Origin of the sequence: Sinorhizobium sp. 8-89, from assembly GCF_030124325.1 — a bacterium.
GTDB lineage: Bacteria > Pseudomonadota > Alphaproteobacteria > Rhizobiales > Rhizobiaceae > Sinorhizobium.
In genome coordinates this window covers 227,349-248,213 of record NZ_JASKLR010000007.1, presented here as the reverse complement: position 1 = coordinate 248,213, position 20,865 = coordinate 227,349, and the positions used below count along the sequence as shown (strand labels likewise).

Genomic DNA, 20,865 nt, shown 5'->3' with positions numbered 1-20,865 from the left:
TGGACGCTGTCAGGCTGCCCCCGAAGGCTTCCATGACCCTGCGGGAAATCGCCAGACCGAGGCCGGTTCCCTTGGCGCGCTGGCTATCGTCTCCGGCCTGCTCGAATTCCTCGAACACGCGCCCGAGTTCGTCGGCCGACATGCCGGGGCCGGTGTCGTCGATGCGGATTCGCACGCAGCCGTCGGCAACATCCGCGGCAACGAGGACGCCGCCGGCCTCGGTGAACTTGACGGCGTTGCCGACCACGTTGAAGAGCACTTGCCTCAGACGTGCTGCATCGAGCACCACGGACGCCGGCACCTCGGCTGCAACGGTCGCTGCGATCTCTATGCCTTTTTCATGCGCGCGATGGGCGAGCATCTCCACCACGCTCTCGATGACGAGGCGCAAATCCTGCTGCGACGGGCGCAACTGAAACCGCCCGGCCGAAAGCGAGGAAAAGTCGATCAGGTCCTCGACCAGTTGAACCAATGCATGGCCCGATTGCTGCATGCCGGCGAGATAGCTTTTCTGCTCGGCCGACAATTGGGTCTGGCCGAGCAGGTGGCTCATGCCCAGAATGCCGGAGAGCGGCGTGCGGATCTCATGGCTGACGGTGGCAAGCAGCCGCGATTTCGCCTGACTTGTCTCCTCAGCGCGGCGGCGGGCTTCCTCCCGTTCCCGCGCAGCGCGCGCCTCCTCGGTGACGTCGCGGGCGATGCTGTGACGCATCAGCCTGCCGGTTGCCGGCTCGCGGGCGATCACGTCATGCCAGTCGTAAAGGCGGTTTCCCGTTGGCGTGGCGATACGCACAAGATAATGATTGGGCTCGAGCTTCGGTTCGAAGCTCAGGCCCAGCGCCGCACAGGTCAATCCGCGCACGTCGGCGCGGGCGCAGACCTCGTGAAAAACGGTGTTGGCGTAGACGATCTTACCGTCCATGCCGCGCATGATCGCAAGATCGCCAAGCCCGTCATGGACTGTCGAGAGGAGGGCCGAGGTTTCGAAGCGCTGCCAGTCTTCGTCGCAGACGGTTTCACGCAGCGCTCCCTTTTGCCCCGCGGACGTGTCGACGCCGTCGGCGAGGAGCAGGAACGCTCCTGCAAGGCCGCCGGCCGCAACAATTGCCGAAAACAACGGAAGGCCGTTCGCAGCGCCCGCAGCAACGAGGATCACCGCAGCGATAATGCCTGCGATAGCGCAGGCGAAGCGCGCCGGCCAATAGGCTCTGGGATCGGCCGCCAACGGTGCGGCCCGGCCCGCACGTGTTCCCGTGCCGAAACCGGAATCGATCCGTTGCTCAAGTCGTGACGCCTTGCCCATGCCATGGAATTAGCACGGCAAGCCTTCCGAATGCCTTCAGGCCGTTTCTAAAGTTTTAGCGATCACGCCTTTTCGCCAGCAGCAGCTCGTCGAGGATGATCGAGCCGGCGCCGACGGTGATGAAGCTGTCCGCAAGATTGAAAACTGCAAAGGACCAGTTGGCCGTGTGGAACAGGATATAGTCGATGACATAGCCGAAGATCAGCCGGTCGACGAGATTGCCCAATGCGCCTGCGATGATCATCGCGTAGCCGAGATGGGCGAAGAACCTATCCTTTGGCGTGCGGCGCCAAAGCCAGAGCACGAAGGCGACGACCGCCAGCCGCATGCCGACGATGAACCAGTCCTCCATCCCCGAAAGCATGGAGAAGGCAACGCCGTAGTTATAGGTCCGGTAGAGGGCGAGCATCGGAATGACCGGGACCGCCTGCTGGAAGGGCAGCAGCGCCTCGACCAGATATTTGATGATCTGGTCGGCAACGATCGCCACCAGAATGAAGGCCGCAATCGGCAGCGGCCTCGAAAACAGAACCTGCCGCTCAATCATGCGCCGGCATCCAACGACAAGAGGTGGCGGCGCGCCTCGAACAGCATGATCCCGGTGGCGATCGCGAGATTGAGCGAATCCGCCCGGCCCGCCTGTGGAATGCGGGCGAGTGCGCCGGCTTCGCGGGCAAGCTCCTCGGGCAGCCCCGCCTGTTCGTTGCCCATCAGCAGGACGACCGGCTTCGACTTGTAGTCGATCGTCCGGTAATCGACCGAGCCTGCCAGATGCGTTGCCACGACCCTCACGCCGGCGGCCTTCTGCCACTTTATGAACTCCTCGACGCTCGCGCGCGCGACGGGCATGGCGAAGACGGAGCCCATGGTCGCCCGCACGGTTTCGAGCGAAAAGGGGTCGGTGGTCTCGCCCAGCAGGATGATGCCGGAAGCGCCGGCCGCATCAGCCGTACGGATGATAGTGCCGAGGTTGCCCGGATCGCGCACGCGGTCGAGCGCCACATAGGTCTCGCCCGCCTCCGGCCGGACATCCCTCAGCGCGCGATAGCGCTGCTCGAAGATGCCGACCACCATCTGCGGATTGTCGCGCCGGGTGATCGTCGAAAGTACCTTTTCACTCACCTCCAGGACCAAGCCTCCCTTTGCGACGGTCTTCGCCGCGACTTGATCGACCTGCGGCTTGCCCTTCGCCGCCTTGGCATAGACAAGAACCCTGATCTTCCAGCCGAGATCGAGCGCATCGATCACCAGCTTCAGACCCTCCGCCATGAAGGAGCGCGTCTCGTCGCGATGCTTCTTCTGCGCGAGCGAGCGAATGTCCTTGACGATCGGATTGGTGAGGCTGGTCACCTCCTTCACGTGGCCGACGCGCGGCGTGCCGTGATCGCTTCTGTCAGTGTTCATTTGGGTACCCAGCGGCTGAAGAGGGAAGTGGAAAGCGCCCGCCCCGGCTCCTTGCCGTCGAGACCGCCCTCGCGGATGATGAGTTCGCCCGATTCCACCCGGCCACCGCGCCCGCGCATCGTCTCGCGCATGAGCTCGTGAATCGAATAGAAGCTCGCGCGGATCGAATAGGCGGTCAGCACGAGCCCGCGCGCCTCGGGCGACAGGATCTCGCGGCAGATGTCCAGCATCGCCGCCAGCTGGTCGAAGAGCTGCCAAACCTCGCCGTTCGGTCCGCGGCCGAACTTGGGCGGGTCCGCGAGTATGATGTCATAGCGGCTGCCGCGCCGTTCCTCGCGCTGGATGAACTTCATCGCGTCGTCGCAGATCCAGCGGATCGGCAGCTTCTCGGCGCGCGCCAGCGTCTGGTTTTCCCGCGCCCAGCCGATTGCCTTCTTGGAAGCGTCGACATGCGTCACCTCCGCTCCCGTCTTTGCGGCAATCAGGGAGGCGACGCCGGTGTACCCGAAGAGATTGAGAAGCTTGAGCGGCCGGTCGGCCGCCGTCACCTGATCCTTCACCCAGGACCAATGGGCAAGTTGCTCCGGGAAGACGCCGACATGGCGGAATGAGGTGAAACGGCCGAGAAAATCCGTATCGAGAAGCTGCATCGGCCAGGTTTCGCCCAGCACCTCGCGCGGAAACCGCCAGCGCCCCATGCCGTCTTCGTCGGTATCACCGGTGAAGACGGCATCGGCTTTCTCCCAGACCGACCCCGGCAGCGCCCTCGGCCACAGCGCCTGCGCCTCGGGACGAACGATGCGGTAGGGTCCATATTGCTCGAGCTTCTCACCGTTGCCGCTGTCGATCAGATGGTAGCCTGCCGTCGCAGCCGTTTCGAGGATAAGCGGCACCGTCTCGACCGGCTTGTCGCCCGTTCTTTGCCGGATGACGCGCGCAGGGAGCGCCTCCTGGGCGGATCGCTGCCGTTCGCCTTTCTCCGGCGCCGTTTTCGAGGACGGTCCGCCGCTCTTGGCCCTGAATCCCGCCCCCTTCACCGGCGGAAGCCTTTGCTCATGACGGCCTCCACGCGCCTCTGCGCCCCGGCCCTTAGCCGCCGTGACCGAGGCGTTCTTCGACCGCCGATCTTTTTCTTTCACGCGCTGATCCTTGGACTTCAATCAAACCACTCGGCCAATCCGCTCGTGAACCGGGGTAGCCCACTCGCGAACAAGCCGCATGCAACCTGCCCTTCACATTCATTTGCGGGCGGGCGATACGCTTAAACCGTGCAAATAGCACTGCCGGTGCTCTTGGCAAAGCCGTTTCCGATTTGCCAAGATCGAAGCCAGGAGCAGGACGGGAGGAACAGGCATGAACATGACCGGCGAAGAACGTATCGCGGCGCGGCGCGACGCGGTTTGGCAATACCTGAACGATCCGGAAATTCTGAGGCGATGCATTCCGGGCTGTCAGTCGCTCGAGATGAAATCGCCGACGGAACTGACGGCCGTGGTCAAGGTCAAGATCGGGCCCGTTTCCGCGACCTTCAATGGCAATGTCGCCCTTTCCAACCTCAATCCGCCTCAGAGCTACACGATATCGGGCGAGGGCAAGGGCGGCATTGCCGGTTTTGCCAAGGGCGGTGCGGATGTCACCCTTGCCGAAGAGGGCGACGAAACGGTGCTGCGCTATAACGTCAAGGCAGAGGTCGGCGGCAAACTCGCCCAGCTCGGGTCGCGCCTGATCGATTCGACGTCGAAGAAACTCGCACAGCAGTTCTTCGCGGATTTCAACCTCGCGGTCAGCGGCGCGGCTGAAGCAGCGAGCTGAGCAACTACCGCGCCGCGCGTCCTTTTAGGCACACAAGGTTCGCTGTAGCGAGGCGATCATGCGCAATATACGGCGCGACAGTTCAGTTCTGCGGTGCAGCCAAGGTTGGCTGCGATGCCAGCTTTTCCGCTTGGCTGCGCTGCTTTTCCGCCTCACGATGCCACTTCAGTGCCTCGGTGGCCTCGTTCCGGGCGCGACGACGGTATTTTCCCTGGCTGAGCCAAGTCACCCCGGCTCCAAGGATCAGTCCGACGATAACGGCGAGAAAAAGGAAGACGAAAAAGGGTGCCGATACCGAAAGCACGCTGTCGGCCGGATTGAACGGGTTGAACGCCAGGGTTACCGCCTGACGATTGGCAACGCTCAGTACGACGAGAATGACGCCCAGCGGCACCAGTATAACGATATTGATCAGTTTCTTGAGCATGCATTCGCTCCAGCTGTCGCATCGGTCCAAAAAATCGGAACGATTTTCGCAAGGCACGACGCGCAGGTTCAAGGGCATGGAGCCTTTCTCGTACGCCGGAAAGAACGCACTTGCTCCATCGATCGAAGATCATCGCGGTCTAGTCGTCGTCGTTGCCGTTCATGCCGGGGTTGAGTCGCTCGCGCAGTTCCTTGCCCGTCTTGAAGAAGGGCACCCATTTCTCCTCGACGAAGACGGAATCGCCCGTGCGCGGATTGCGGCCCGAGCGCGACGGCCTGTTCTTGACCGAGAAGGCACCGAAGCCGCGCAATTCGACGCGATTTCCGGCCGCCAGGGCATCCGTGATCTCATCAAGAACCGCATTGACGATATTTTCGACGTCGCGGTGGTAGAGATGCGGATTGCGTGCGGCCACAATCTGCACCAGTTCTGACTTGATCACTGTCGCCCCCTTGATTTTTTACTTGTTCTATCTGTTTCGTGGCTTCAGGCGTCATAACGCCCCCTCTGAGCCAAAAGAGCCTCTGGCTCAGGGCAACATATGCGGCCTTCTCCTATTGCGCATCAACCTGCCAAACCGAAACAAGACCGTCAAGAAACAACTTCTCGCCGCCGATCTTTTCGAGCCCCTTCATTGCCGGAAAAGCGTCATATCCCAAAGCCTTGATCCACTCGGAGACGACCGCGCCGAGACCCAAAGGCAACGTTCCGCGCGGTGCTTCCCAGTCCACCACCGGAAGGTCTTTCGAGATCTTCCGGGCAGCAAGGAATGCCCTGATCTCGTCGTCGCCACCAAGGGTGTCGACCAGCTTGTCCTTCAGCGCCTGTCGCCCGGTAAAGATGCGGCCATCGGCAAGCGCGAGCGCGTCCGGCCGTGCGAGCTTGCGCCGTTCGGCCACCAGATCGACGAACCAGCCGTAACTGTCATCGATCATCGTCTGGATCATTGCCCTCGCCTCATCGCTCGGCGGATGGAAAGGAGAGGGCTCGGCCTTGAGCGGTCGCGATTTTATCGATTCGAGCGACACGCCGAGCTTGTCCATCAGGGTCTTGACCTGCGGGTATTGGAAGATCACCCCGATCGAGCCGGTGATGGAAGTCTCTCCGGCGACGATATGGTCGCCGGCAAGCGCGATCATGTAACCGGCCGAGGCGGCGAGCGTGCGGACGTCCGAAACGACCGGCTTCTTCGCGGCGACCTTGCGGATCGCCTTGTAGATGACCTCACCACCATAGGTGGTGCCGCCCGGCGACGAGATCGTCACGATGAGCGCCCTGACGGAATCGTTGTCGGCGATGCGTTCCAGCCGCTCGACCAGTTCCCGGTCATCCTGGATCAAGCCGGAGACGGCCACCCGCGCAATGTGGTGGCGCGCGCGCCCGGTCACCTCCCCCCAGCCCGAGAAGGCAAACAGCACGAAGCCCACGCCCACGAGGATGATGGCCGCCGCCCAGCGCCAGAAGCTCACCTTGCGGCGCAGGCTGCGGCGGTCGGCTATGGCGAGTTCGTCCATGGGTTTCTCCCGTTTTCCTGGCTCGAGGTCCTGTCAGTTTCCAATGGAACATGCTATTTGCGCGAGCCGCGGATAACTAGATAGCGGCGGTTGACGGCAGTTGAAAGCCGCGACCGGTTTTTTCGCAGCCTTTCAAAGTTTTTGCCGCTCCATTGCCGGACAGTAAGAAAATAGCCATATTTGCCGTGACTTACGCCATTGTATGTAAATGCGGGTCCTCCGGATTCGCCGAAATCCAAGGGAACCGACAGGCCTCTCCATGCTGAACGAAGCACGATTTCCCGGTATCTTCGCCGATTCGGGCACGAGCTCTTCCGATGCCTACGCTTCGGCAGCGCGGCACTCTGCGCTAGTGAGACGCCTCAAGGTCGTATTGCCGCTCGCCGCCAGCGTCATCGCCATGATCTTCGTGGCCGTATCCTTCGTGCGCGCCTTCCTGCCGGAAGAGCTGCAGCTCGAGACGGCAACGATCGAGAACGGCAAGATCGTCATGCAGAATCCTGCGATCTCCGGTCGCAACAAGCAAGACATCAGCTATTCCATGAAGGCGCAGCGCGCGCTTCAGGATATCGCCAACCCGGACCTCATCACGCTGGAAACCATTCACGCCGAAATGCCGGTGAACGAAACGTTGATTGCGACGGTCGACGCGGCAAGCGGCATCTACGATCGCGGCACCAACACGCTCGATATGAACGCACCGTTCACGATTTCCATGAATAATGGCGTCAACGCCGATTTCCAATCGGCCTATCTGGACATCAATGCCGGCGAGATGGAAACGAAACGCCCGATCGCGATCAGCATGAAGGGCGGATCGATCATTGCGCAGACGCTGCGAATGACAGATAAGGGACGTATTGTAACATTTGAGGGCATGGTGAGGGTCAATGTCGACCCCAGCACCATTCGCAAGAACGCAAAATAGGACCTGGTGGCACCCATGTCGGTCAACCCTGCCGTTTTTTTGAGAATTTCAGCCAGCCTGGCCATTGCCGGGCTCGGCGCCTTGATGATTGTGTCCAGCGCTTCGGCCCAGGCCACCTCCAGTCGGATGAGGGGCCTTCAGCTCTCGAACGACAAGCCGATTCAGATCGAGAGCGACAAGCTCGAGATCAAGGATCCCGAGAGCAAGGCGATCTTCACCGGCAACGTGAAGGTCGTCCAGGGCACGACCACGCTGCAGGCGGGCAGCATGACTGTCTTCTACAAGACGGAAAGCGGCGCCACGGTGACGAGCGGCAATGCCGATATCGACCGGATCGAAGTCAGTAACAAGGTGTTCCTCAGCTCTGGAGCACAGCAGGCAACGGGCGACAGCGGTCTTGTCAACATGACCGAGCAGACGATCGTGCTCAAGGGCGAGAAGGTGGTGCTGTCGGAAGGCAACAACGTCTTCGTCGGCTGCCAGTTGAACGTACAGATGGATACGGGCGAAGCACAGCTCGAGGCCTGCGGCGGCCGCGTGCAGATTCAACTTGACCCGCAGTCCCGCAAGCAGAACTGACGTAGACCGCTCGTGCAGATTCCATTTCTTCACAAACGCAAACGGGTCAAGAAGCCGTCGGCGGGCGCCATGGCCGTCCATACGGTCGACAAGGCGCGCTACGACGGCACGCTGATCGCCCGCGGCTTGACCAAATCCTACCGTTCGCGCTGCGTCGTCAACGGCGTCTCGCTCGTTGTGCGTCGCGGAGAGGCGGTCGGCCTGCTCGGCCCGAACGGTGCCGGCAAGACGACCTGCTTCTATATGATCACCGGCCTGGTGCCGGTCGACGAAGGCTCGATCGAGATCAACGGCAACGACGTCACGACGATGCCGATGTACCGGCGGGCCCGCCTCGGTGTTGGCTATCTGCCGCAGGAGGCCTCGATCTTCCGCGGACTGACGGTCGAGGAAAACATCCGCGCGGTGCTGGAGGTCCACGACAAGAACGCCGATCGCCGCGAAAGCAAGCTCAACGACCTGCTTGGCGAATTTTCGATCACACACCTGCGCAAATCGCCTGCCATCGCGCTTTCCGGCGGCGAGCGGCGGCGCCTGGAAATCGCGCGGGCGCTCGCCACCGATCCGACCTTCATGCTACTCGACGAGCCCTTCGCGGGCGTCGACCCGATCTCGGTTGCCGACATCCAGGCGCTCGTGCGCCATCTGACCTCGCGCGGCATTGGTGTCCTCATCACCGACCACAATGTACGCGAGACGCTCGGTCTCATCGACCGCGCCTACATCATCCATGCCGGGGAAGTCCTGACTCACGGCCGCGCCAACGACATCGTCACCAATCCCGATGTCCGCCGGCTCTATCTCGGCGACAATTTCAGCCTTTAGGCGACATTACGGGCGAATCCGCCGCATCCGCCCGCGACCGCGCTTGACCAAAACTCCTTAATAAGCAATTTTTGGGCCAACTAATAAAAAGGCCTATCGAAGACCATCTGGAGACACGGCCTTCGGAGACATGATGGGAGTTACGCGTCAGCATGGCCTTGTCCGCCAGCCTATATCTGCGCCAGTCTCAGTCGCTGGTCATGACGCCGCAACTGATGCAGTCGATCCAGCTGCTTCAGATGACCCATCTGGAGCTCAATCAGTTCATCGCCCAGGAAGTCGAAAAGAACCCGCTGCTCGAATTTCAAAGCGGCGACGAGATGATCACCGTCCAGGATCGTTCCGCCCGTGAGGATCCTTCGCCCGCGTCCGGCGAAGCCGTATCCGACGAGGCTGCCGGCCAGAGCGACCTTTACGATAGCGCGACATCGGGCGCGGGCGAGAGACTCAGCGAACAGCTCGACGCCGATTTCGCCAATGTCTTCCAGGATGACACACCGCCGCAACGCGCCGATGCACCGGAACTGCTCGGTCAGTGGAAGTCGATGCCCGGCGGCGGTGAAGGCGACAACGGCGAGGGATATGATCTCGATGATTTCGTCGCCGGCCGGAAAAGCCTGAGGGACGTTCTCCTGGAACAACTGCCGCTCGCGCTGAGCGCTCCCGGCGATCGGCTTATCGCGCAGCACCTCATCGACCAGCTCGACGAGGCCGGCTATCTCCACGCGGACCTCGCCGAGATGGCCGCCAGGCTCGGCGCGACCAACGAAGACGTGATGCGCGTGCTTCTCAACCTGCAGCAGTTCGACCCCCCGGGGGTCTTCGCGCGCACACTCAGCGAATGCCTCGCCATACAGTTGCGCGCGCGCGACCGTCTCGATCCGGCGATGGAGGCGTTGATCGCCAATCTCGAGCTCCTGGCGCGCCGCGACTTCGCAAGTCTCAAGAAGATCTGCGGCGTCGACGAGGAAGATCTGGTCGACATGCTCGCCGAAATCCGCCAGCTCGATCCGAAACCCGGCACCAGCTTCGAGACGAGCGTCACTGAGTCCATCGTTCCGGACGTGATCGTGCGTGCCGCGCCTGATGGAAGCTGGCTGATCGAGCTCAATCCCGACGCCCTGCCCCGGGTGCTCGTCAACCACGACTATTTCGCCGAGATCTCGCGGGGGACCCAGAAGAACAGCGCCGACCAGGCCTTTCTCAGCGAGTGCATGCAAAATGCCAACTGGCTGACGCGCAGCCTCGACCAGCGGGCCCGGACGATCATGAAGGTCGCAAGCGAAATCGTCCGCCAGCAGGACGCCTTTCTCGTCAACGGCGTCGACCATCTGCGCCCGCTCAATCTCAGGATCGTCGCGGATGCGATCAAGATGCATGAATCGACGGTCAGCCGCGTCACCTCGAACAAGTACATGCTAACGCCGCGCGGGCTCTTCGAGCTGAAGTACTTCTTCACCGTCTCGATCGGCTCGAACGAGAACGGCGACGCCCACTCGGCGGAATCCGTTCGCCACCGCATCCGCACGATGATCCAGCAGGAGGGCGCCGACGCGGTGCTTTCCGACGACGACATCGTCGATATGCTCAAGCAGACCGGCGTCGACATAGCCCGGCGCACCGTCGCCAAATATCGCGAGGCGATGAATATCCCCTCCTCGGTCCAGCGGCGGCGCGAGAAGCGAGCGCTTGCCAAGGCGGCGGGCTTCTGAGCACGCCCTCTTGACCGCTGCGCAACAGCGACAGCCGATTTTTTTGCGACTCGCAATTGACTCCCTGCGACACAAGAGATATGAGCGCGCCGCAATCGCCGAAGACGTTACTCCACTTCGGCGGTTCCGAGCGGCCGGCTCCGCGGCGCAGATGCGCCGCCCTTGCGTGAAAAGCTTGGATGACGAAGGCGCTTGGAATAGACTGGATACGCAAATCACGAACGAGAGAGGAAACTCCATGAGTGTGCGTGTATCCGGCAAACATATGGAAATCGGCGATTCGTTCCGCTCCCGCATCGGGGAACAGATCGAGCAAGCCGTCACCAAATACTTCGATGGAGGATATTCAAGCCAGGTCACTGTGGAAAAGTCTGGATCGCGCTTCAGCGCCGACTGCAAGCTTCATCTCGACACGGGCGTGGTATTGCAGGCGAATGGTCAGGCGAATGAGCCGCAGGCGGCCTTTGATGCGGCCTCGGAACGGATCGAAAAACGGCTCCGGCGCTACAAGCGTAAGCTCAAGGATCACCACAACGGCAATGGCCAGAATGCCACTGAAGTGGCCTACACGGTGATGGACTCGGTGCCCGACCAGGACGACGAGGTTCCGGAGGATTATGCACCGACGATCGTTGCCGAAAGCACGAAACAGTTGAGGACTATGTCCGTCGCGAGCGCCGTCATGGCACTCGACATGACGGACGAACCGGTGCTGATGTTCCGCAGCCCGGGCAAGGAACACCTGAACATCGTCTATCGGCGCAACGACGGAAATATTGGCTGGATCGACGCCGCCAATATCAAGGCATGAGTGGAAGAGGGAATGTCGGGAAAGCCGGCATTCCCCGCTGCTCAGTACGCGGACAGCCGGAAAAGCCCGACTTTTCTGTGCATGGTAACCGCCAATATAAAGATGGGTAGAGCCATCAAGACACATTTGTGATGATGTTGTCAGGCTCTAACCGGCGAACGAGGACAAAAGAATGGCATTGGCAGGTTTGCTGCATCAAAATGCAATTATCCCGGCCATGAGGGCCAACTCGAAAAAACAACTCCTTCAGGAATTGGCGGCAAAAGCATCCAAACTCACCGGACTTCCGGAGCGCGACATCTTTGATGTCATTCTGCAGCGGGAACGGCTCGGCTCCACCGGCGTCGGTAACGGCATCGCCATTCCTCATGGAAAGCTCAACAATCTTTCTTCGATCATCGGGATCTTTGCGCGACTGGATACGCCCGTCGACTTCGAGGCGCTTGACGACCAGCCGGTCGACCTTGTCTTCCTGCTGCTGGCACCCGAAGGCGCCGGTGCCGATCATCTGAAGGCTCTGTCGCGCATTGCCCGCGTTCTGCGTGACCACGACATGGTCGCGAAGATCAGGGCGAGCGATTCCGCCAGTGCGATCTACACGCTGCTCAACGACGACACGACTTCGCACGCGGCATGAATGGCCGCCGTCAATAAGGCTGACGGCGGTTCAAATGATCGATGAAAATCCGGAACAAAGCGCCTTGGCCCGAAATGCCGAGACGACGATAGATGTTCTTGCGGTGGATACGAACCGTGCCTTCGGCGATATTCATCGCCGTGCCGATGGAACGATTGCTGTGGCCACGCAGGATCAGCCGGACGATCGCGCGCTGCTGCTTCGTAAGCCGATCGGCGCAGAGACTCTCGAAAGCACCCTCCAGGACATCCGATCCGTTTCCGTTCGCGCTCGCGGCCGCCATATCCCTTTGGCGCCAGTTGCACCGGATCGCCTCGCGCACGATCGGTTCGTAGAGCCTCAGCCGCTCCAGTTCCTGATCGCTGAATGGTGCACCATCGCGGCAGCGCATCAGCGAATAGGTCGCCTGCATTGTCTCCTCGAGCGGGACGACGAAGCCCACCTCCTCGATCAGGGATCCGCACTCCATCGACACGCAGGGATGGACCTCGCTCGACGATGAAAAGTTCGACTGGAAGAACCGGTCGGGCGCGAGCTCCCTCATCCGCCACAGACCTGCCGGCTGGCCGTTGTTGCAGGCGACGTAGAACGGGTCGAGCAGATAGGCGCCACCAAGATAGGCCTTCAACGCTCGCGGCGCGACGCCATGCGTGTAGCCATCATGCAGCAGGATCGGGCGCGTGTCGTATGGAAAGGCAAAAACGACCGACAGGTCGAAGGGCGCAATCGCGCGGAGCATGGCGTCGAGCGCAGCACCGAAATCCGGCGTGCCGATAAACTTGATCATCGCGGAGATGTCTGTCGATTCCCTTGCAAGCATCGCGTGAGCGTTCCCCTTCGCCGTATCCCCCATGGGATATCGACAGCCCCTGCTTCGTCAACAATAATTCCCGAAATATGCGATAATCGCCTGCTGCACGCGGTGGGCTTTTTGGCCTCAGGCGGGCGGAAGGGGAAGCGTGATGACAGGCAGGCTTTCTGGCAAGGCTGCGCTCATCAGCGGCGGCGCCGGCGGATGCGGATTGGCGGCCTCACAGCTCTTTGCCCGCGAGGGCGCCAAGGTCGGCATCGTCGACCTGCCGAAGAGCAGGGGCGAAGAGGTTGCAGCCGCCATTCGTGCCGAGGGCGGCGAGGCCGTCTTCGCCGCCGCCGACGTTTCGGTGTCCGCCGAGGTGAGCGCTGCGGTCAATGCCGTCGAGACCGCCTTCGGTCCGATCACAGTGCTCTTCAACCATGCCGGCATTCTTGCAGTTGGCCCGTTCCTTGAAACGGAAGAGGAGGAGTGGGATCGGCTGATGGCGGTGAATGTGCGCAGCATGTTCCTGATGACCAAGGCGGTACTCCCCGGGATGCTCAAGGCGGGCGGCGGCAGCATCATCTGCACCTCGTCCATTTCCGCCGTCGCCGCGACGCCGATGGAGGTGCTCTATGACACCACCAAGGGGGCCTGCCACATGTTTGCCCGCGCGATCGCGGTCGAATTCCGCGACCGGGGCATCCGCTGCAACGCCGTCTGCCCCGGTTTCATCGCGACCGACCATGGCAAGCGCGAGGTCGCGGGTCTGAGCAAATACGGCGTCGACGTCTCCGAGGCGGCGATCGCCGCTCAGCAGGGCCGGATGTGCGACCCGATGGAGGTCGCCAATGCCGCGCTGTTCCTGGCAAGCGACGAGGCAAGCTTCATCAACGGCACGCATCTGTTCGTCGACAATTGCTTTACGGCAGTCTGAGAGAGGGGAGACAAGGAATGCTGCAGACGGGCGGCCACTGGCGCAACTGGGTCGGAAACCAATCATGCATCGTGCGCCACAAGGGTGCGCCGGAAAGCGAAGCGGCGCTCTCCGAGATGGTCCGGGAGGCAACGGCCCTTGGTCTCAATGTACGTTGCGCCGGATCGGGCCATTCGTTCACGCCGGTGGTCGCGACGAGCGGGCTCTTGCTTACGCTTTCCGGCATGCAGGGAGTCGTCGGCATCGACCAAGAGCGCAAGCGCGTCGCCGTCAGAGCGGGAACAACGATCAACCAACTCGGCAAGGTGCTGAAATCGAGCGGGCTTTCACTCATCAACCAGGGCGACATCGATAGCCAGGCCCTTGCCGGTGCGCTGACGACGGGCACGCATGGCACCGGCGCCAAGCTCGGCAACATGGCTTCGCAGATCGTCGGCATGCGCCTCGTCCAGCCCGACGGCAGCATTCTCGTCGTCGACGAGAGTACACCGGACCTGTTGGAAGCGGCGCGCGTGTCCGTCGGCATGCTTGGGGTGATCTCGGAGATCACCCTGCAAGCCATGGACGCCTACAATCTCCATGAAAAACTATGGCGCTGCGACTTCGACGAATGCATGGAGCAGCACGACGAACTCGCCGCGAAGCACCGCCATTTCGGCTTCTTCTGGTGCCCTGTGCCCGAAAGCCGGCATTGCTACTGCCTACCGGACACGTCGTCGGTCTCGACGACCGGCAAGACCTCCGATGTCTGCGAGATGAAGGTGATCGACATCACCGACCGTCCACCGCTGGAGCAGGCATTCGAGAAGATTGCCTACTCGTCGGAGATCTACCCGATCGAATACGTACCCAACTTCCACGAACTCGAATATGCGGTCCCGGTCGCCCACGGCAAGGATGCCGTTAGGGCGGTGCGCAAGCTGATGCTCGAAAAGCATCCGACCTGCATCTATCCGATCGAGTACCGCTTCACGGCCGGCGATTCGGGCTGGATCAGCCCATTCTATGAACAGGATTCGATCACGCTGTCGGTCTCGGGTGAACCCGGCACCGACTACTGGGAATACCTGAAGGACGTCGACACGATCCTTCGTCAGTACGGCTCACGCCCGCATTGGGGCAAACTGCACTTCCTCGGCGCCGAGGATGTGACGGCGCTTTATCCGCGCGCCGGCGACTTTCGGGCGCTCCGGGCCCGGGTCGATCCCGAAGGCCACTTCCTCAACGATCATCTCCGGCAGCTCTTTGCTTAACGCGGGAGCGGAGGCCACTGCCCTGCCGCGGAGCGCGGAAGGGTATCGGCACTGCTTTCCTGACTTTCTCCGCAATCTGATCGGGTTCCAAAACAGGCAAGCGCCGCGCACTCTTCCGAATGCGCGGCGCCGCAAGAATGCCGCGGGTGCGGCGTCAGGCCGACGGCGTACCGTTCTCAGCCGCGGCCGTCTTGGGGCCACCCTTGGAAACGCCGACCATCGCCGGGCGCAGCACGCGCTCGCCGATCACATAGCCCGCTTGGATGACCTGAACGACCGTGTTGTTCGGAACCTCGGCATTCGGCACTTCGAACATCGCCTGATGGAAGTTAGGATCGAACTTCTGACCGACCGGCTCGAGCTGCTTCACACCATGACGTTCCAGAGCTGCAAGCATCGAGCGCTCGGTCATCTCCACGCCTTCGATCAGGGCATTAAGACCCGCCTCGCCGGCTTCTTTCGCCTCAGGCGGGATAGCCTCGAGGGCGCGGCGCAGGTTGTCGGACACGGCCAGCATGTCGCGCGCGAAACCGGCGACCGAATAGGCCTTGGCATCCTTGACGTCACGTTCGGTGCGTCGACGCAGATTGTCCATCTCGGCCGCGAGGCGCAGATATTTGTCGCGCAATTCAGCATTCTCCGCTCTGGCGAGCTCCAGCGGATCCGGCGCGGCCGCAGGAGTCTCGACCTCCTGTCCTTCCGCAGCCTCGGGCGCAGCGGTCTTTACAGGTTCTTCTGCCGCAGTCGCCTCAGGTCCGTGTTTGTTCGTGTCGTCGGTCATGACGTTCTCCGGAATGTCTTTCTGTATCTTCGGCATCGCCAAGCAAAAGCAAATCGCCTCGCTCGACCTTGGTGTTGTCTGGATTTGAAGCCGATATCGAGGTTTGACGTCAAAAAATCAAGGGTGGAATGCCGCTAGCCCGGAATTGCCGCTTCAACGCGACAGGCGCGACATCAGCTGCGCGGTGTAATCGACCATCGGGACGATGCGTGAATAGTTGAGCCGGGTCGGGCCAATAACACCGACCGCGCCGACTATGCGTTCGTCGCCGTCGCGATAGGGTGCGACGATCAGCGACGAGCCGGAGAGCGAAAAGAGTTTGTTTTCCGACCCGATGAAAATGCGCACGCCGGGGCCGCTTTCGGCGAGGTCGAGAAGCTCGATCAGGCTGTCCTTCTTTTCGAGATCATCGAAAAGCATGCGAAGGCGGTCGATATCCTCGCCCCCTTCCAGCCCCTCGAGCAGGTTGGCGCGACCGCGAACGATAAGGCGCGTCGGCTTTTCATCACCTTCGCTGCCGGACCAGATCGCCAGCCCGCGCTCGACGAGATCCTGCGACAGGACATCGAGTTCGCCGCGCACGGTCGCTTTGAGCTTCTGCAGTTGCGCGCGCACCTCGGCAATGGTTTGCCCGCCAAGATGCGCATTCAGGAAATTGGCGGCCTCGGTCAGTTGCGCGCTCGTGACCCCCGCCGGGAGCTCGATGATGCGGTTCTCGACCTGGTCATGTTCGCCGACGAGGACGGCAAGCGCCTTGGTCGGCGCCAGGCGGATGAACTCGACGTGCTTCAGCACCGGATCGCTCTTGGTGGTGATGACGAGACCCGCGCCACGGGACATGCCCGAAAGCATCTGGCTCGCCTCGGTGAGCAGGCTCTCCACCGGCTGGTCTCGATCGCCGCGGCGGAACTGGCGTTCGATCGAAGCGCGCTCCTCCGCCGAAAGGTTGCCGACCTGCATGAAGGCGTCGACGAAGAAGCGCAAACCGGTCTGGGTCGGAAGACGGCCCGCGCTGACATGGGGCGAATAGATGAGGCCGAGATGTTCGAGATCGCTCATGACGTTGCGCACGGATGCCGGCGAGAGCGACATCGGCAGGAGCCGCGAAAGATTGCGCGAACCGAGCGGCTCGCCGCTCTCGAGATAGGTCTCCACAATGCGGCGAAAGATTTCACCGGAACGCTCATCCAGCGCCGCCGCGATCTCCTTCGCTCCGGAATTGCGCAGTACCATGTCACTCCGTGCAACAATCGTTCGTATCCTGCTGAAATATAGTGGTCCGAGCCGGAGATAGCAAAAGGGAAAAATCGATCCCCCCAGCCGATATCAGCCGGTTCCCTTTGCGTTCGCCATGCTCTAGAAGGCTCAACAGACAAGATAGGAGATGACGATGCGGCCATCCGGCAGAAAAACCGACCAAATGCGCAAGGTTTCCTTCGAGCGCCACTTTTCCAAGCATGCGGAAGGTTCATGCCTCGTGCGCTTCGGCGACACGCATGTGCTGTGCACGGCAAGCCTGGAAGAGAAGGTCCCCGGCTGGTTGCGCAACGGCGGCAAAGGATGGGTCACCGCGGAATACGGCATGCTGCCGCGTGCAACCGGCGAGCGGATGAAGCGTGAGGCGGCAAGCGGCAAGCAGAGCGGCCGCACACAGGAAATCCAGCGGCTGATCGGACGGTCGCTCCGCGCTGTCGTCGATCTGCCGGCGCTCGGCGAACGCCAGATCTCGATCGATTGCGACGTCATCCAGGCGGACGGCGGTACGCGCACGGCCTCGATCACCGGGGCTTGGATCGCTCTCTACGACTGTCTGAAGTGGATGGAGGCGCGAAACATGGTCAAGGTCGAACGGGTCCTCAAGGACCATGTCGCTGCCATTTCCTGCGGCATCTTCGCCAATCAGGCGGTGATCGATCTCGACTATCTCGAAGACTCCGCCGCCGAGACCGACGCCAATTTCGTCATGACCGGCAACGGCGGCCTTGTCGAGATCCAGGGAACGGCCGAAGGCAAGCCGTTCACGGAAGATGAGTTCGCAAGCCTGATGACACTTGCCAAGAACGGCATCGCCGAGCTCATTGCCCTGCAGAAGCAGGCAATCGCCGGCTGATCGAAAGGACGAGATTTGACCCCGGCGCTGGAAGGCATTCTCGAAACTGCGCTTTACGCGGAGGATCTCGATCGCGCCGAGGCCTTCTATGGCGAGTTGCTCGGCTTGCAGCGGATCACCCGCGCCGGCAATCGGCACGTCTTCTTCCGCTGCGGCGCAGGCATACTCCTGATCTTTAACCCGGCCGAGACAATCAAGCCGCCACCGGCAGGAGCGGCGCTCCCCGTGCCGCCGCACGGGACGACGGGCAAGGGGCACATGTGCTTCCGGGTCGCCGCGCAGGCACTCGACGCGTGGAAGGAGAAGCTCGGAGCCGCGGGCGTACCGATCGAAGCGGATATCCGCTGGCCAAACGGCGCCCGCTCCTTCTACTTCCGCGATCCGGCCGGCAACAGCCTGGAATGCGCCGAGCCCGGCCTTTGGGCGATCGATTGAATGCGGCTGCAGCCGCCTGAACGGAACAGAACAGAATGCGCAAACTGGATGACAAGACGCTCGTCGTCGCGAGCCACAATGCCGGCAAGATCCGCGAAATCCGCGACCTGATCGGCCCGCTCGGCTTCGAGGCGAAGTCGGCCGCCGATCTCAATTTCGTCGAGCCGGAGGAAACCGGCACGACATTCGAGGAAAATGCAACGATCAAGGCGCTCGCCTCCGCCAGAGCCTCCGGCCTGCCGGCGCTTTCGGACGATTCCGGTCTCGTGATCGATGCCCTCGACGGCGCCCCGGGCGTTTACACGGCGAACTGGGCCGAGCGCGAAGACGGCAGCCGCGACTTTGCCGTGGCGATGGAAAAGGTGGAAAAGGCGCTCAAGGAGAAGGGCGCGGTGACGCCCGAGAGCCGAACCGCCCGCTTCGTTTCCGTGCTCTGCCTCGCCTGGCCCGACGGCCATGTCGAGCTCTTTCGCGGCGAGGTCGAAGGCCGGGTCGTCTGGCCGCCGCGCGGAACGAGCGGTTTCGGTTATGACCCGGTCTTTCAACCGAAGGGCTACGACACCACCTTTGGCGAGATGAGTGCGGAAGAGAAGCACGGCTGGAAGCCCGGCGACAGCCAGGCTCTTTCACACCGCGCCCGCGCCTTCAAGCTGTTCGCCGAAACCTGCCTCGGCGCCTGAAAGACGAAGACAATGCATTTGAGCCCGCTCTCGGCGATCGGTGACGGCATGGACCCCGGCTTCGGGGTCTATGTGCACTGGCCGTTTTGCGCGGCAAAGTGTCCCTATTGCGATTTCAACAGCCATGTCCGCCATCAGCCCGTGGACCAGCCGCGCTTCGTCGCCGCCTTCCTCCGGGAAATGGCCGAGGCCCGCGAGCTCTCTGGCCCGCGAACGGTCACCAGCATTTTCATGGGCGGCGGCACGCCATCGCTGATGGACCCGGCGACCGTCGACGCCCTCCTGAACGGGATTGCCAATCAGTGGCACGTGCCTGGCCGCATCGAGATCACCATGGAGGCCAACCCATCGAGCGTCGAGGCGACACGTTTCCATGGCTATCGTGCTGCCGGCGTCAACCGCGTCTCGCTCGGCGTTCAGGCACTCAACGACCGCGACCTGAAATTCCTGGGGCGGCTGCACAATGTCGCGGATGCGTTAAAGGCGATCCGGCTGGCGCGCGAGATCTTCCCGCGCATGTCCTTCGACTTGATCTATGCCCGTCCGAACCAGACCGTCGAGGACTGGGAGCGCGAGCTGAAGGAGGCGGTCTCCTACGCAGTCGATCATCTCTCGCTCTACCAATTGACGATCGAGGAAGGCACGCCCTTCTACGGGCTGCACAAGGCCGGCAAACTTGTCGTGCCCGACGGAGAGCAGTCCGCGGTGCTCTACGAGGCGACGCAGGAGATCACGGCATCGATCGGCATGCCGGCCTATGAAGTGTCCAATCACGCACGGCCCGGCGCCGAGAGCCGGCACAATCTCACCTATTGGCGTTACGGCGACTATGCAGGCATCGGCCCTGGCGCCCATGGACGCCTGACGATCGGCGGCGCCAAGGTCGCGACCGCGACGGAGCGCAAGCCCGAAGAATGGCTTCGCCTTGTCGAACAGCATGGCCACGGCATGATCGAGCGCGAGTTACTCGATCAGGAAGCCCAGGCCGACGAGCTCCTGCTGATGGGCCTCCGGCTCAAGGAAGGCGTCGATCTGGCCCGCTGGCAGAGCCTTTCCGGCCGCGACCCCGATCCGGACCGTGAACAGTTCCTGATCGAGCACGGCTTCATCGAACGGCTCGGCAATTCACGGCTGCGCTGTACACCGGCCGGCATGCTGATCCTCGACGCGGTGGTTGCCGACCTCGCCTGCTGACACGAGCGGTCGCGAAATCCGACCGTGGTCAATCATGCGTTTCGCCGGAGAGCGGCGTCGCCAACATCGAAGGCCGTTGCTCGAATTCGTCGAACCATCGTGTTAGCTGCGGCCACGCGCGAAACGATGGCAAGTTGCGGAACTCCATCCAGGAAAGAGCCGTCGCCAGTGCGATGTGGCCGACGTGGAGCGGGGCCATCGCGTCCAGCGTGGTTTCCAGCCAATTGTAGGTCGCCTCGATCTTCTCGGCATAGCCATCACGAAGTGCCGCGTAGCGCAGCTGCTCCGGCCGTCGGACAGTCTCCCAACGGAGACTGATCCCCGTCTGAGCCAGCCCCTGCGCGACCGACTGCAGAACCAGGGCCTGCCAGCGGGCCTCGCCGCCTTCGGGAATGAGCCTCCTGCCGCCGTGAAGTGTGTCCAGATAGGCGCATATCACGTCAGAATCGAAGATCGCCGGGCCGTCTGCGCGAAGCAACACGGGAACCTTTCCGAGCGGGTTCTCGGCGTAGATTCGCTCATTGCGTTGCGTCGGGCTGGTTTCGTGATGAATGACTTGCAGCCGGTCCGCGATTCCGGCTTCGTGGGCGAAAACGAGCGCCTTTCGAGCGAAGGGAGAATGGGTTTGGTAGTAGAGGATCATGTTGCCTCGCGCGGCGGTTTGTGAACTTGCCCGCAAGGATAGTGCATGGACTGCGAGAATTGCGCTCTGTTCCGGTGCCCGCTGTGC

At 62.0% G+C, this 20,865-nt stretch carries 24 protein-coding genes; 13 read left to right on the top strand and 11 right to left on the bottom strand.

All coding sequences use genetic code 11. The annotated features are described in order from the left end of the window. From QN219_RS16615 to QN219_RS16600, 4 genes are all read right to left on the bottom strand, one after another. Nucleotides 1–1,303 (bottom strand): ATP-binding protein (locus tag QN219_RS16615; RefSeq protein WP_284000836.1); only part of this gene is annotated, 1,303 nt, incomplete at its 3' end. 55 nt (nucleotides 1,304–1,358) lie between these two features. Further along, complete coding sequence (gene lspA, locus QN219_RS16610; protein WP_284000835.1) at nucleotides 1,359–1,850, bottom strand: signal peptidase II; 492 nt, start codon at nucleotides 1,848–1,850, stop codon at nucleotides 1,359–1,361. Continuing rightward, nucleotides 1,847–2,707: an RNA methyltransferase gene (locus tag QN219_RS16605; RefSeq protein WP_284000834.1), complete on the bottom strand. Its 861-nt coding sequence runs from the start codon at nucleotides 2,705–2,707 to the stop codon at nucleotides 1,847–1,849. Before QN219_RS16605 ends, lspA begins: the two co-directional genes overlap by 4 nt. Next, a complete protein-coding gene (locus QN219_RS16600; RefSeq protein ID WP_284000833.1) occupies nucleotides 2,704–3,846 on the bottom strand; it encodes a class I SAM-dependent rRNA methyltransferase in 1,143 nt (380 codons plus the stop codon). Before QN219_RS16600 ends, QN219_RS16605 begins: the two co-directional genes overlap by 4 nt. 214 nt (nucleotides 3,847–4,060) lie before the next feature. On the opposite strand from QN219_RS16600, the gene QN219_RS16595 reads away from it, so the two are divergent. Further along, nucleotides 4,061–4,519, top strand: coding sequence for a carbon monoxide dehydrogenase subunit G (locus QN219_RS16595; RefSeq protein WP_284000832.1), 459 nt, complete (start codon nucleotides 4,061–4,063; stop codon nucleotides 4,517–4,519). A gap of 82 nt (nucleotides 4,520–4,601) precedes the next feature. Here QN219_RS16595 and QN219_RS16590 read toward each other — a convergent pair whose 3' ends face one another. The 3 genes from QN219_RS16590 to sppA all read right to left on the bottom strand — a co-directional run bounded on the left by QN219_RS16590 (nucleotide 4,602) and on the right by sppA (nucleotide 6,460). Continuing rightward, nucleotides 4,602–4,946, bottom strand: coding sequence for a DUF1049 domain-containing protein (locus QN219_RS16590; protein WP_284000831.1), 345 nt, complete (start codon nucleotides 4,944–4,946; stop codon nucleotides 4,602–4,604). Between the two features lie 139 nt (nucleotides 4,947–5,085). Then, a complete protein-coding gene (locus tag QN219_RS16585) occupies nucleotides 5,086–5,388 on the bottom strand; it encodes an integration host factor subunit beta (RefSeq protein WP_136506735.1) in 303 nt (100 codons plus the stop codon). 112 nt (nucleotides 5,389–5,500) lie between these two features. Next, nucleotides 5,501–6,460 (bottom strand): signal peptide peptidase SppA, encoded by a 960-nt coding sequence (sppA, locus tag QN219_RS16580; protein WP_284000830.1) that lies wholly within the window; start codon nucleotides 6,458–6,460, stop codon nucleotides 5,501–5,503. A 259-nt stretch (nucleotides 6,461–6,719) separates the two neighbouring features. On the opposite strand from sppA, the gene lptC reads away from it, so the two are divergent. The 6 genes from lptC (at nucleotide 6,720) to ptsN (ending at nucleotide 11,952) form a co-directional block, all read left to right on the top strand. Further along, nucleotides 6,720–7,388, top strand: a complete 669-nt coding sequence (lptC, locus tag QN219_RS16575; RefSeq protein ID WP_284000829.1) for an LPS export ABC transporter periplasmic protein LptC — start codon at nucleotides 6,720–6,722, stop codon at nucleotides 7,386–7,388. A 15-nt stretch (nucleotides 7,389–7,403) separates the two neighbouring features. Beyond that, a complete protein-coding gene (locus tag QN219_RS16570; protein WP_283975312.1) occupies nucleotides 7,404–7,967 on the top strand; it encodes an LptA/OstA family protein in 564 nt (187 codons plus the stop codon). Nucleotides 7,968–8,036: 69 nt separating this feature from the next. Next, entirely contained in the window at nucleotides 8,037–8,792 is a 756-nt protein-coding gene (lptB, locus tag QN219_RS16565) for an LPS export ABC transporter ATP-binding protein (RefSeq protein WP_210267413.1), read from the top strand. 152 nt (nucleotides 8,793–8,944) lie between these two features. Further along, complete coding sequence (gene rpoN / locus QN219_RS16560) at nucleotides 8,945–10,504, top strand: RNA polymerase factor sigma-54 (protein ID WP_284000828.1); 1,560 nt, start codon at nucleotides 8,945–8,947, stop codon at nucleotides 10,502–10,504. Between the two features lie 238 nt (nucleotides 10,505–10,742). Then, a complete protein-coding gene (hpf, locus tag QN219_RS16555; protein WP_284000891.1) occupies nucleotides 10,743–11,315 on the top strand; it encodes a ribosome hibernation-promoting factor, HPF/YfiA family in 573 nt (190 codons plus the stop codon). Between the two features lie 172 nt (nucleotides 11,316–11,487). Beyond that, the gene (gene ptsN, locus QN219_RS16550; protein WP_173511122.1) at nucleotides 11,488–11,952 is read left to right on the top strand and encodes a PTS IIA-like nitrogen regulatory protein PtsN; all 465 of its coding nucleotides are present in this window, start codon (nucleotides 11,488–11,490) and stop codon (nucleotides 11,950–11,952) included. A 10-nt stretch (nucleotides 11,953–11,962) separates the two neighbouring features. Here the strand turns inward: ptsN and QN219_RS16545 are convergent, their stop codons facing one another. Beyond that, entirely contained in the window at nucleotides 11,963–12,772 is an 810-nt protein-coding gene (locus QN219_RS16545; protein ID WP_284000827.1) for a helix-turn-helix transcriptional regulator, read from the bottom strand. A gap of 142 nt (nucleotides 12,773–12,914) precedes the next feature. Between QN219_RS16545 and QN219_RS16540 the strand changes: the two genes are divergently transcribed. Beyond that, nucleotides 12,915–13,682, top strand: a complete 768-nt coding sequence (locus QN219_RS16540; protein ID WP_284000826.1) for an SDR family NAD(P)-dependent oxidoreductase — start codon at nucleotides 12,915–12,917, stop codon at nucleotides 13,680–13,682. A 17-nt stretch (nucleotides 13,683–13,699) separates the two neighbouring features. Continuing rightward, on the top strand, nucleotides 13,700–14,935 hold the full coding sequence (locus tag QN219_RS16535) for a D-arabinono-1,4-lactone oxidase (RefSeq protein WP_284000825.1): 1,236 nt from the start codon (nucleotides 13,700–13,702) through the stop codon (nucleotides 14,933–14,935). A gap of 154 nt (nucleotides 14,936–15,089) precedes the next feature. Here QN219_RS16535 and grpE read toward each other — a convergent pair whose 3' ends face one another. Both grpE and hrcA read right to left on the bottom strand, forming a co-directional pair. Next, nucleotides 15,090–15,716 (bottom strand): nucleotide exchange factor GrpE, encoded by a 627-nt coding sequence (grpE, locus tag QN219_RS16530; RefSeq protein WP_284000824.1) that lies wholly within the window; start codon nucleotides 15,714–15,716, stop codon nucleotides 15,090–15,092. 153 nt (nucleotides 15,717–15,869) lie between these two features. Then, nucleotides 15,870–16,949: a heat-inducible transcriptional repressor HrcA gene (gene hrcA / locus QN219_RS16525; protein ID WP_284000823.1), complete on the bottom strand. Its 1,080-nt coding sequence runs from the start codon at nucleotides 16,947–16,949 to the stop codon at nucleotides 15,870–15,872. Between the two features lie 157 nt (nucleotides 16,950–17,106). Here hrcA and rph point away from each other — a divergent pair, with 157 nt between their 5' ends. The 4 genes from rph to hemW are packed head-to-tail and all read left to right on the top strand — an operon-like array spanning nucleotide 17,107 to nucleotide 20,135. Continuing rightward, nucleotides 17,107–17,826 (top strand): ribonuclease PH, encoded by a 720-nt coding sequence (gene rph / locus QN219_RS16520; RefSeq protein ID WP_284000822.1) that lies wholly within the window; start codon nucleotides 17,107–17,109, stop codon nucleotides 17,824–17,826. Nucleotides 17,827–17,841: 15 nt separating this feature from the next. Further along, nucleotides 17,842–18,261, top strand: a complete 420-nt coding sequence (locus tag QN219_RS16515) for a VOC family protein (protein ID WP_284000821.1) — start codon at nucleotides 17,842–17,844, stop codon at nucleotides 18,259–18,261. Between the two features lie 35 nt (nucleotides 18,262–18,296). Further along, a complete protein-coding gene (gene rdgB, locus QN219_RS16510) occupies nucleotides 18,297–18,941 on the top strand; it encodes an RdgB/HAM1 family non-canonical purine NTP pyrophosphatase (protein WP_284000820.1) in 645 nt (214 codons plus the stop codon). A gap of 12 nt (nucleotides 18,942–18,953) precedes the next feature. Beyond that, complete coding sequence (hemW, locus tag QN219_RS16505) at nucleotides 18,954–20,135, top strand: radical SAM family heme chaperone HemW (RefSeq protein WP_284000819.1); 1,182 nt, start codon at nucleotides 18,954–18,956, stop codon at nucleotides 20,133–20,135. A gap of 28 nt (nucleotides 20,136–20,163) precedes the next feature. Here hemW and QN219_RS16500 read toward each other — a convergent pair whose 3' ends face one another. Further along, complete coding sequence (locus tag QN219_RS16500; RefSeq protein WP_284000818.1) at nucleotides 20,164–20,778, bottom strand: glutathione S-transferase; 615 nt, start codon at nucleotides 20,776–20,778, stop codon at nucleotides 20,164–20,166. Between the last annotated feature and the right edge of the window lie 87 nt (nucleotides 20,779–20,865).

What these genes read in the sequence shown, in the direction of transcription:
- QN219_RS16500 (WP_284000818.1), bottom strand. Translation starts at nt 20,778, where the DNA reads ATGATCCTCTACTACCAAACCCATTCTCCCTTCGCTCGAAAGGCGCTC.
- rpoN (WP_284000828.1), top strand. Translation starts at nt 8,945, where the DNA reads ATGGCCTTGTCCGCCAGCCTATATCTGCGCCAGTCTCAGTCGCTGGTC.
- hemW (WP_284000819.1), top strand. Translation starts at nt 18,954, where the DNA reads ATGCATTTGAGCCCGCTCTCGGCGATCGGTGACGGCATGGACCCCGGC.
- hrcA (WP_284000823.1), bottom strand. Translation starts at nt 16,949, where the DNA reads ATGGTACTGCGCAATTCCGGAGCGAAGGAGATCGCGGCGGCGCTGGAT.
- QN219_RS16570 (WP_283975312.1), top strand. Translation starts at nt 7,404, where the DNA reads ATGTCGGTCAACCCTGCCGTTTTTTTGAGAATTTCAGCCAGCCTGGCC.
- grpE (WP_284000824.1), bottom strand. Translation starts at nt 15,716, where the DNA reads ATGACCGACGACACGAACAAACACGGACCTGAGGCGACTGCGGCAGAA.
- lspA (WP_284000835.1), bottom strand. Translation starts at nt 1,850, where the DNA reads ATGATTGAGCGGCAGGTTCTGTTTTCGAGGCCGCTGCCGATTGCGGCC.
- rdgB (WP_284000820.1), top strand. Translation starts at nt 18,297, where the DNA reads ATGCGCAAACTGGATGACAAGACGCTCGTCGTCGCGAGCCACAATGCC.
- rph (WP_284000822.1), top strand. Translation starts at nt 17,107, where the DNA reads ATGCGGCCATCCGGCAGAAAAACCGACCAAATGCGCAAGGTTTCCTTC.
- sppA (WP_284000830.1), bottom strand. Translation starts at nt 6,460, where the DNA reads ATGGACGAACTCGCCATAGCCGACCGCCGCAGCCTGCGCCGCAAGGTG.
- QN219_RS16535 (WP_284000825.1), top strand. Translation starts at nt 13,700, where the DNA reads ATGCTGCAGACGGGCGGCCACTGGCGCAACTGGGTCGGAAACCAATCA.
- QN219_RS16590 (WP_284000831.1), bottom strand. Translation starts at nt 4,946, where the DNA reads ATGCTCAAGAAACTGATCAATATCGTTATACTGGTGCCGCTGGGCGTC.
- lptC (WP_284000829.1), top strand. Translation starts at nt 6,720, where the DNA reads ATGCTGAACGAAGCACGATTTCCCGGTATCTTCGCCGATTCGGGCACG.
- ptsN (WP_173511122.1), top strand. Translation starts at nt 11,488, where the DNA reads ATGGCATTGGCAGGTTTGCTGCATCAAAATGCAATTATCCCGGCCATG.
- QN219_RS16605 (WP_284000834.1), bottom strand. Translation starts at nt 2,707, where the DNA reads ATGAACACTGACAGAAGCGATCACGGCACGCCGCGCGTCGGCCACGTG.
- QN219_RS16540 (WP_284000826.1), top strand. Translation starts at nt 12,915, where the DNA reads ATGACAGGCAGGCTTTCTGGCAAGGCTGCGCTCATCAGCGGCGGCGCC.
- QN219_RS16595 (WP_284000832.1), top strand. Translation starts at nt 4,061, where the DNA reads ATGAACATGACCGGCGAAGAACGTATCGCGGCGCGGCGCGACGCGGTT.
- QN219_RS16545 (WP_284000827.1), bottom strand. Translation starts at nt 12,772, where the DNA reads ATGCTTGCAAGGGAATCGACAGACATCTCCGCGATGATCAAGTTTATC.
- lptB (WP_210267413.1), top strand. Translation starts at nt 8,037, where the DNA reads ATGGCCGTCCATACGGTCGACAAGGCGCGCTACGACGGCACGCTGATC.
- hpf (WP_284000891.1), top strand. Translation starts at nt 10,743, where the DNA reads ATGAGTGTGCGTGTATCCGGCAAACATATGGAAATCGGCGATTCGTTC.